Source organism: Moraxella equi, assembly GCF_002027555.1.
GTDB lineage: Bacteria > Pseudomonadota > Gammaproteobacteria > Pseudomonadales > Moraxellaceae > Moraxella > Moraxella equi.
Genome location: NZ_MXAP01000162.1, coordinates 1 through 10,914 on the forward strand (window position 1 = coordinate 1; position 10,914 = coordinate 10,914).

5 protein-coding genes, 2 tRNA genes and 1 pseudogene are annotated in these 10,914 nt (G+C 46.8%); 5 read left to right on the forward strand and 3 right to left on the reverse strand.

The window, feature by feature from the left end:
- The 3 genes and pseudogenes from B5J93_RS12645 to B5J93_RS12655 form a co-directional block, all read left to right on the forward strand.
- Positions 1 to 862 (forward strand): acyl-CoA dehydrogenase family protein (locus B5J93_RS12645; protein WP_143823551.1); only part of this gene is annotated, 862 nt, incomplete at its 5' end.
- 86 nt (positions 863 to 948) lie between these two features.
- Positions 949 to 2,110, forward strand: a pseudogene (locus tag B5J93_RS12650) (CaiB/BaiF CoA transferase family protein).
- A gap of 123 nt (positions 2,111 to 2,233) precedes the next feature.
- Positions 2,234 to 3,292: an endonuclease/exonuclease/phosphatase family protein gene (locus tag B5J93_RS12655; RefSeq protein WP_079326698.1), complete on the forward strand. Its 1,059-nt coding sequence runs from the start codon at positions 2,234 to 2,236 to the stop codon at positions 3,290 to 3,292.
- 196 nt (positions 3,293 to 3,488) lie between these two features.
- Here B5J93_RS12655 and B5J93_RS12660 read toward each other — a convergent pair whose 3' ends face one another.
- The 3 genes from B5J93_RS12660 to B5J93_RS12670 all read right to left on the reverse strand — a co-directional run bounded on the left by B5J93_RS12660 (position 3,489) and on the right by B5J93_RS12670 (position 9,886).
- Positions 3,489 to 5,177: an efflux transporter outer membrane subunit gene (locus B5J93_RS12660; protein ID WP_079326699.1), complete on the reverse strand. Its 1,689-nt coding sequence runs from the start codon at positions 5,175 to 5,177 to the stop codon at positions 3,489 to 3,491.
- A gap of 89 nt (positions 5,178 to 5,266) precedes the next feature.
- Positions 5,267 to 8,413, reverse strand: a complete 3,147-nt coding sequence (locus B5J93_RS12665; protein WP_079326700.1) for an efflux RND transporter permease subunit — start codon at positions 8,411 to 8,413, stop codon at positions 5,267 to 5,269.
- Positions 8,414 to 8,422: 9 nt separating this feature from the next.
- On the reverse strand, positions 8,423 to 9,886 hold the full coding sequence (locus B5J93_RS12670; protein ID WP_079326701.1) for an efflux RND transporter periplasmic adaptor subunit: 1,464 nt from the start codon (positions 9,884 to 9,886) through the stop codon (positions 8,423 to 8,425).
- Between the two features lie 394 nt (positions 9,887 to 10,280).
- Between B5J93_RS12670 and B5J93_RS12675 the strand changes: the two genes are divergently transcribed.
- Together B5J93_RS12675 and B5J93_RS12680 are read left to right on the forward strand one after the other, a co-directional pair.
- A tRNA-Cys gene (locus B5J93_RS12675) sits at positions 10,281 to 10,354 on the forward strand.
- Positions 10,355 to 10,377: 23 nt separating this feature from the next.
- Positions 10,378 to 10,464 (forward strand) — tRNA-Leu (locus tag B5J93_RS12680).
- Positions 10,465 to 10,914 lie beyond the last annotated feature (450 nt).

The window sequence follows — 10,914 nt, forward strand, 5'->3', positions numbered from 1 at the left end:
TTGGGTTCGGTTGGTATATGCCTACGGCACCGAAGCTCAAAAAGAAAAATACCTACCCAAACTTGCCACAGGCGAGTACATCGGCTGTTTTGGCTTGACCGAACCTGACGCAGGCTCTGACCCTGCTGGCATGAAAACCCGTGCCAAAAAAGTCGCAGGCGGTTATGAACTCACAGGCTCTAAAATGTGGATTACCAACTCGTCTGTGGCGGATGTCTTCGTGGTTTGGGCAAAAGACGATGATGGTGAGATTCGTGGATTCATCCTAGACAAGGGCATGAAAGGTCTATCCGCCCCCAAAATAGACGGCAAATTCTCCCTGCGTGCGTCCATCACAGGCGAGATAGTCATGGACAAGGTATTCGTACCCGAAGAAAATGCCTTTCCTGACATTCGCGGTCTAAAAGGACCTTTTGGCTGTCTAAATAAAGCCCGTTACGGTATCGCATGGGGAGCGATGGGTGCGGCAGAGTTTTGTTTTCATGCTGCACGCACCTACACCCTAGAACGCAAGCAGTTTGACCGCCCCCTTGCTAACACTCAGCTGGTTCAACTAAAACTTGCTGATATGATGACCGAAATCACGCTTGGACTGCACGCCGCCTTACAGGTAGGACGTTCGATTGACGATGATAAAGTTGCCCCGCCCATGATTTCACTCATCAAACGCAACAACTGCGGTAAAGCCCTAAATATCGCTCGTACCGCTCGTGATATGCATGGTGGTAATGGCATTCATGATGAATTTCATGTGATTCGCCACGTCATGAACCTAGAAGCGGTCAATACCTATGAAGGCACGCACGACATTCACGCCTTGATATTAGGGCGTGCCATTACTGATTTACAGGCATTTTCATAAGTATCGCTCATCAGACTCCATTTTTAAGGGCGAAGCGGTTTTCGCCCTTAGCTTTATCACACTTTATTAAAACATTAAGGACGACCATGAATATCACGCCAAACGCCTTAGATGGCATTAAGGTCATTGACTTATCTCGTGTCTTGGCCGCTCCGTCCGCCACACAGATTTTGGCGGATTTTGGGGCGGACGTGATTAAGATAGAACGCCCCCATGTCGGTGATGAAACTCGCCATTGGAATCCGCCCAATTTTGTGGATGAGCATGGTCAGACAACCAGTGCTTATTTTGCCACCATCAATCGCAACAAACGCTCTTTAACCCTTGACATCACCAGTGAACATGGGCAAGCAGTCATTAAGGCATTGGTAAAAGACGCCGATGTTTTGGTTGAAAATTTTAAAGTGGGCAATCTTGCCAAATACGGCTTGGATTACGACAGTCTAAAAGCCATCAATCCCCGCCGCCTTATCTATGCGTCCTTGACAGGCTTTGGACAGACAGGCGTGGACGCTCACAAGGCAGGTTATGATTACATCATTCAAGGCTTGTCAGGACTCATGAGCATCACAGGCGAACCTGATGGACAACCCCAAAAAGTCGGCGTGGCGGTGGTGGATTTGTTTTCAGGGTTACAGCTGACGATTGGCATATTAATCGCCCTTTATGCTCGCACACACAGGGGTCGGGCAGCAGGTTGATGTGGCACTTTTTGATTCGTCGCTTGCCATGCTTGGCAATGTCGGCATGAATCACCTTGCCATAGGGGGCAGACCGCCACGGCTGGGTAATGCTCATGCCAGTATCGTGCCTTATCAAGTCTTTGGGGCAAGCGATGGGCATTTTATCGTGGCGTGTGGTAATGATGGACAGTTTATTAAGCTTTGTCAAGCATTAGGGCAGTCTTGGCATGATGATGAGCGATTTGCAACCAACCCAAACCGTGTTACCCATCGTGAGCATTTGGTACCGCTCATGCAGGCGGTATTTAACACCCAAACTCGCTCCCACTGGCTAAATCTATTAGAACAACATGGCGTACCTTGTGGTTCTATCAACAGCATTGATGAAGCCCTAAATCTCCCCCAAACCCATGACAGGCGAATGGTTGTCAGTTTTGATGACAGTCCCATCAAGGTACTGGGCAACCCCATCAAACTCTCTGCCACGCCTGCCACTTACACACGTCCCCCGCCAACATTGGGGCAGGATAATGATGATATTTTGGCACAGTTAGCATTAACCTAATCCAACAAGACTGCCCCGCCCTTTGTTTATTGATTAAAATTTGTTATACTAACCTTTTTTATTGATAATAATAAGGGCGGTGTGGTGGCTTTGACAGTATTAGATTATGCTTGGCTTTCATTCATGCTATTGCCAGTGGTCGCAACTCTCCTGCCCTTAATCAAGCATGACCACTGGGTTTTTCGCATTTTTGACTTTCCCCGCTTGCAAATTGCCATCGTCAGCTTGATTTGCCTGCCGATTAATGCGATATTTGCCAGCACCCACCATCAAGCATTTTGGTTACTGGCTCTCATCAACGGCTTATGTCTTATTTATCAAGCCAGTCAAATCATCGCCTACACTCGCCTGCGTACGCCCGAAGTTGCCATTTATCATGGCACCGATGATGAGCGAACGCTGTCACTACTGATCGCCAACGTCCTAACCGACAATCGCCAAGCCCATCTACTGCTCGAACAAATCCACCATTACCAACCCGACATTGTCCTTACCTTAGAAAGTGATGCATGGTGGCAAGACCATCTTGATACACTCACCGCACACGACTACCACTACACCATCAAAATCCCTCTTGATAACTTATATGGCATGCATTTGTATAGCCGTTTGGAGTTATCCGACAGCGAGATTCGCCACTGGGTGGCGGACGACATCCCTTCTATCAAATCCAAGCTCAAACTTCGCTCAAACGAATGGGTCTATATCTACTGCCTGCACCCCATGCCCCCTAGCCCCACCGAGTCTGCCACTGCCACCGACCGAGACGCCGAGCTACTACTGGTTGGGCGTGAGATTGAGTTTATGGACGAGCCTGTACTTGTGTTTGGCGATTTAAATGACGTGGCATGGTCATCGACCTCACAGCTGTTCCAAAAAATCAGTGGACTGCTCGACCCACGCAAAGGACGGGGATTGTTTAACACCTTTCATGCCAACTATCCGCTATTTCGCTGGCCTCTTGACCATATTTTTCACAGTCATGATTTTATGGTAAAAGACATTCAGGTATTGCCCAACATTGGCTCTGACCATTTTCCTGTTTATGGTAAATTTCAATATCACCCCATCGCCACGCTCATCCAAGATGAACCCGAAGCCGATAGTGATGACATTGATGAAGCCTTGGATAAAATTGCCAAAAGCGAGCCTAATCAAGAAGTGGTGCGGGAAAAGTATTAAGATGGCTGTTGTTACACTCTATAAAATGAAAAAGTGCTACGGTTTCCGTTCGTGGTGAGATAAGTCGAACCATGACGGAAACCGACCCGCAGGCATAGCTCAGGGCGAACGGTTTCCGTAGTAAAATTCAATTTTGTTAGCTGTAACTAAAAATCCGCAGCCTAGCCAGATTACGGATTTTGTACTTTAATGACTATTACGGAGTTGGTGTAGACTCATCCTGCACAGTGGGTGTGCCAGTACTCACTTCTGCATCATTGGTCGTGGCAAGCTTCGTTGCCACACCACCTACATTTGATGGCTCTACCACACTGATATTATTAGGCTCAGGCTGTACAAGCTCTGGGCTGGTGGCAGTATTAGCGCCTTTAATTTGGGCATTTGCCAACTGCTCAGCAGTAGCAAGACTTGCCGTCTGCATGGCCTCACGCTGTTTATTAAAGTTTGTAATCTGCTCAGCCGAGAGTGTCGCTCCCCCACCTAATACTTGATAAAGCTCAATCTGACTTAGAATTTTTTGTAATTCCAAATTCAAAATGCTTTGTTGATTGGCAAAAAGCGAACGCTCAGCATCTAGCACATTAAGATAATTATCAAGCCCCGAGCGAAAACGTGCGTGGGCAATGTTATAGGTTTCTTGATAATTTTTTTGTAGGCGATACTGTGAGTTTAGCTGATGTTCCATGGTGGCACGGGTAGCAAGCACATCAGAGACTTCTTTAAATGCCGTTTGAATGGTTTTTTCATAATTCACCAAGGCTTGCTTTTGACCGATTTGTGCGACTTCATAATTAGCACGTCTGTATCCTGCATCAAAAATTGGCAAGCTAATAGATGGACCCACTGACCAACTAAACGCCCCTGATTTGAACAAATCCCCCAAATCAGTGGAGCCATAGCCGATGTTGCTTGATAGTCTAATGCTAGGAAAATAGGCAGCACGAGCCACATTGATGTTCGCTCCTGCTGCTTTTAGGCGATGTTCAGCTTGGACGATGTCAGGACGATAGTATAACAACTCACTGGGCAGACCCGTACTAAATAGACTTTGCGTGGTGATGTTATTTACGCCTAAATCAGGCAATAGCTCCACAGGTATCGGGGTTCCCAATAATAACTGTAAGGCATTTTTTGTTTTTAAGATATTGGTATCCGCCTGATAGACTGCCAATTTGGCAGATTCTAGCGACGCTTCGGCTTGCAGACTGGTTGATTTGGCATCAATGCCCGCCTCAAAACGCTTATTGTTAATGAATAGCGAATGCTCACGGGTTTTTAACGTTTCTAGGGCGAGCTGACGTTGTGCCATGACATAGCTAAGATTGACATAGCCTTGGGCGATTGCTGAGATGATAGAAATTTGAGCCGCGTCTTTGGCGGAATTTTGTGCCAGATAGTCATGTAGTGCTGCTTCTTTGGCACTAGCAACCCGACCCCACAAATCAAGCTCATAACTTGACAGAGCAAGTCCAACATTATAATTGGTGCTAGGATTTCTATCACGAGCATCTGCCCCACGAGTTGCCCCGCCCGATACGCCAATATTGGGGTAGGCATTGGCATTGGTGATCTGATACTGAGCCCTGGCACTTTGCACCGCCAAGATGGCTGATTGTAAGTCTTTATTGTGAGTCAGACCCATTTCAATCAAGGCTTTTAATTTAGGGTCGGCATAAAAATCTTGCCAACGCATGCCTGCCAAACTTGGTGCCTCAGGCGTGCTGATGGTTGTATTAACATCAAGCACTTCATAAGGCAACTCTACAGGCACTTTTGGCTGAGCCAGTACACTTTGTGATTTTTGGGGAATGGTACTACACGCAGTCATGAACAAGGCAAGCGTGCTTAGCATGAACACACGTGATGTTTTTATGTTATTTTTCATAATATCTCTCTTTAACCAAATTAGCCCAAATCATGTCATGATACACAATGCAGGCTAATTTGGCAATGTCTTCCTATTGGTTGCCACGCTTAGGCGTTATGAACGTCCGCATTCGTTGTCTTTTTATATTTGTGGGGGAAAATCGAACGCACCCACACATAGAACATCGGAATAAAGAACACGCCCAAGAAAGTCGCCGTGATAACGCCACCGACCACACTCGTACCAACAGCGTTTTGGCTGCCAGAGCCTGCCCCTGTGGCAATCATGAGTGGCACCACGCCAATACCAAAAGCAAGCGATGTCATGATGATCGGACGCAGTCGCATACGAGCTGCTGTCATGACCGACTCTTTTAAGGATTTGCCCGACTCTTGGATTTCTTTGGCAAATTCAATAATCAAAATGGCGTTTTTGGCGGACAGACCGATGACCGTCAATAGACCCACCTGTAAGTACACGTCATTGGCAAAGCCACGCAGCATGGTAAAGATGACCGCACCGACAACCCCCAGTGGAATTACCAGCATGACCGAGAATGGAATCGACCAGCTCTCATACAACGCCGCCAAACATAGGAATACCACCAGCATGGAGATGATATAAAGTGGCAATGCTTGACCGCCTGATTTACGCTCTTCTAGTGACAGACCTGTCCACTCATAACCAATGCCCTCAGGCAGTTGTGCAATCATCTCTTCCATGGCAAGCATGGCATCACCGGTACTCTTACCAGGGGCGGCAGCACCTTGAACATTTAGTGATGACAGACCATTATAGCGGTTTAAGCCAGGGCTACCAAACTGCCATTCGCTGTCTGAGAATGCCCCAAAGCTAATCATCTGTCCCTCGGCATTACGCACGTGCCATTTGCTGATGTCCTCAGGCGTGGCACGGCTGTCAGGATTACCTTGCATGTACACCTTTTTGATACGACCACGGTCAATAAAGTCATTAACATAGCTGCCGCCAAAGGCTTGGGCAAGCGTGGCATTGACAGTTGCCATATTTAGGTTATAGGCAGCTGCTTGCTCTTGGTTGATGTTAACTTTGAGTTTGGGGGCATCTTCTTGACCATTAGGACGGACACCTGCCACAGTTGGATTTTGGGCAGACATGCCAAGTAGCATATTACGAGCTTCCAACAACTTCTCATGACCCACACCACCGATGTCTTGGAGCTGTAAATCAAAGCCACTGGCATTACCAAAACCTTGAATCGCAGGTGGGGCAATTGGATACACAAGTGTCGCCTCTGGAATCATGACATTAAGTGCCATGGCACGCCCTGCAATCGCCTGTGCCACGCTCTCATCCGAGGTACGCTCACTCCAATCTTTTAATTTAACAAACGCCAAACCCGCATTTTGACCACTTGCCCCAAAGCTAAACCCTGAGATGGTAAAGACCGACTCTACGTTATCCGCCTCTTGTTCACGAAAGTAGCCACCCACCTTTTCCATGACCGCAGCAGTTTGATCAAGCGTCGAACCTGCTGGCAGCTGCACCAATGTCATGAGCATACCTTGGTCTTCTTCTGGTACAAATGAGCTTGGCAAACGCACAAAAATCAGTGCCAATACTGCAATCACACCTGCATAGGCGATGGCAAAGAGCCATTTGGCATTAAAGGTTTTACCGACAAAGCTCTCATAACTACGACTGGCTTTAAAGAAAAAGCGGTTAAACCAACCAAAAAAGCCTTTTTGAGTATGGATGTCTTTATGAGCTTGGCGTTTTAGGATGGTCACACATAAAGCAGGGGTGAACACCAGTGCAATCACTGCCGACAGCGACATGCTGGTGATAAGAGTTGCAGCAAACTGACGATAAATCACCCCAGACGAACCACCAAAGAAAATCATCGGTACAAATACCACTGATAGAATCAAGGCAATCCCAATAACCACCTTACTAATCTCACCCATTGACTGAATGGTTGCATCTTTGACCGAGATATTCGGGTCTTCTTCTAAGATACGCTCAACGTTCTCCACAACAACAATGGCGTCATCGACAAGCAGACCGATGGCAAGCACCATCGCAAACATGGTCAAAATATTAATGGTAAAACCAAAAAACAGCAGTACCGCAAACGTTCCTAGGATAACCACAGGCACGGCAAGTGTGGGGATGATGGTCGCACGCCAGTTCTGCAAGAATAAGAACATGACTAAGAATACCAACACAATCGCCTCTAATAGCGTCATCACCACCTGCTTGATGGATAACTTCACAAATGGTGTGGTATCATAAGGCACGACAATTTTTAAACCCTTGGGAAAACCTTGTGATAACTCATCAAGCCTTTGTTGTACCGCTTCACGCACTTCTAAGGCATTGGCACCAGAGGCGAGCATGATACCCATACCCGCGGCTTCTTGTCCATTATAGAGGGTTTTTACTGCGTAGCTCTCTGAACCCAGCTCAATATCCGCCACGTCTCGTAGATAGACTTTCGCCCCTGACGTGTCAGTTTTGACCAAAATATTACCAAATTCTTCAGGTGTCTGTAAAAAGCTCTGTACACTTACAGTAGCATTAATCACTTGGCGATCAAGATCGGTTGGCAAATTGGCAAGCTGACCTGCTGACACCTGCACGTTTTGCGACTGTATCGCTGCTGAGATGTCAGATGGCATGAGTGAATAAGATGATAATTTGGCAGGGTCTAGCCAAATCCTCATGGCATAAGGCGAGCCAAACACGTTTAGCGAACCCACACCATTGACACGGCTTAGACTGTCCACCACGTTTGAGTTGATGTAGTCAGCAATGTCCGACTGGGTCATACTGCCATCTTCTGAGATAAAAGACGCCACCATCAAGAAACTACTGCTCGACTTGTTTACCGACACGCCTTGACGCTGTACGTCAGCAGGCAGAGAACTGGTCGCTGCTTGTAGTTTGTTTTGCACCTGCACCTGTGCGGTGTCTGGATTGACCCCGTTTTCAAAGGTAAGCGTAATAGACGCCGAACCATTGGCTGATGAGCTTGATGACATATACATGAGTCCATCAAGCCCTTTCATCTGCTGTTCGATGACCTGCGTTACGGTGTTTTCCACCGTTTGGGCATCAGCGCCTGGATAGACGGCACTGACCGACACCGTTGGCGGGGCAATCTGTGGGTACTGCTCAATGGGCAAACTGCGTACCGCAATAATACCCACAAGCATAATCAAAATAGCAATGACCCACGCAAAAATGGGTCGTTCAATAAAATACTTTGACATCACCTACCCCTATTGTGCCACTTCATCAGCAGCATCTGCCATCGCTTGGGCTTCTGCTTGTTCAGCACCATCATCTGTCGGTGCTCGGTTTTGAGTAGGAGCTGTTGGTGCCTGTTGCTCTTGCCGTCCTTGCTGACTGGTTTCGCTTTGTTGTGGAGCTTGGCTTGGGGCTTGGTTAGGGTTCTGTACAGGTCCTTGGGCAGGGGCTTGACCTGCTTGGGGATTTTGACCGTTTGGTGAGTATGGACGTGTCTCAACTGCCTGCTCAGGCTTAACCTTAGCACCGCCAACCACAACGACATTATCACCATTGGTCAGACCATCGGTTACTACCCATTGACCTTGGAACGTGCCTGCGGTCTTGACATTACGCACTTCGATTTGTTTGTTTTGATTAACCACATAGACCTGAGTTTCGCCTTTGGGTGTGCGAATGATGGCAGTTTGGGGCAGTAGCATGGCGTTATGCACCACTGACTGGGCTAGGTTGGCATTGACATACATCCCTGGGATAAGCAGTCCGTCAGGGTTCGGGAACACCGCTCTTAGCTTAACCGCTCCTGTCGCCTCATCCACGCTGGCATCTGAGAGTGCCAAACGTCCGATGAGCGGGTAGGTCTCGCCATCTTCTAGAACGATTTGTACTTCTGTTGAGCCCTCACTGGCTTGACCGCTTGCCATCTGCTGACGCAGTCTTAGTAGCTCTGATGATGACTGACTGATGTCCACATACACCATGTCAGTGCGTGAGATGGTTGCCAGTGGCGTGGCTTGACTGGCAGAGACCAATGCCCCTGCCGTGACTGCCGATATGCCAATCTTACCGCTAATCGGAGCTCGAATGATGGTACGGCTCATGTCAAGCTGACTGGCATTACGGTTTGCCTTGGCGCTGTTGATTGACGCATTGGCTTGATTGACCGTTGCTTTGGCAGCCTCGACATTTGCCTGTGCGGTTCTCACGGCGGTCTTATGCTGGTCATACAGCTGTTTTGATACCGCATCGATACCCACCAAGCTCTCAACACGCGCCAAATCTGCCCGAGCTTGGGCAAGGGTCGCCTCTTGGGCGGCAAGACTGGCTCTGGCACTAATCAAGCTCGCCTCCGCTGTCTGAATGGCAGCGATACTACTGTTGGCGGCACTGATATAATTATCACGGTTTAGGCGGTACAGCTCTTGCCCTGCCTTGACATAACTACCCTCTTGGAAAGCAACAGACTCAATAATACCCGTCACCTGTGGACGCACCTCGGATGTCTCAACCGCTGTCACACGCCCTGAGAAAGATTTAACCACGGGTATTGAACGTAGCGACACCGTCTGCACTTCTACGGTCGCTGGGGGCATTTGCTGAGCAGCACCTGCCCCCGCTCCTGCACCGCCTGCCCCTTGGTCGTTTTTACCACAACCCACTAGGGCGATGGTCGCCACAAGCACAGAGAATGTTAATACTTTTAAATTAAATTTCATAAATACCTGCTTACTATAAATATTTTAAAGTAATCATAAAAAGAGTTTTAGGGTTTTACTTTTTTGATTACACGCTTTTATAGATTTTCAAAATTCATATTTATGATATTATAATGAAAATTAACCAACAAAAGTAAAACCCTAAAGCCATTGCATTTTGGATAAAAATGCCTGTTTTTTCAAAAACAGCTAAACCTGACTATTATACTCTAATTTATCCTAAAAGTTATGAGTTTTATTGACATCAATACCAAAAAAGCACTTGATTTTTCGGGCTAGTTGTGAACAATACGAACTTTTGACGAAAATTTTTAAAATTTTTTAAAAAATACTTGCAATTTTACCAAAACATGATATTATAGCGACCACTTAGGTCATTGACTGACCAAGACAGGGCTGGGTGGCAGAGTGGTCATGCAGCGGACTGCAACTCCGTGTACGCCGGTTCGATTCCGACCTCAGCCTCCATTTTTGATTACTTTTAGTAATCCGCCCGGGTGGTGAAATTGGTAGACACAAGGGATTTAAAATCCCTCGCTCTTTTGAGCGTGCCGGTTCAAGTCCGGCCCCGGGCACCATCCATTTAAAATCCTTAGATATTTTCTAAGGATTTTTTATTTGTCTAAATAAATCATCTAACATCCGCCCTACTCCATCTACACTCCTTTAATTTTAAAATATATACCCAATAAACTTTAAAATTACTAGGGCGTGCCTGCCTTTTGTATTTGCAATGAAAAATGAGAAAAATCGCATGTTTTTCAAGGAAAAGTGAGGTTTGATAGTCATTCTATCAAACAAGCTTTTATTATGAAAAACAAGATTTAGCCATTTTTCATGCAAAAACATTGTTTTATTTCTAAAACATTTCTATATTTTAAATTGTATTATAAAGGTTAGGCACGCCCTACAAACACAATGATGTTTGGGCGTAGAGGCGTGCTGTGCATGCCTTGTGCAGTAATGCCATCAAAGGGGCGTGCTCAGCACATTCCTACAAATCCGTGGCATATATACCAACCGAACTT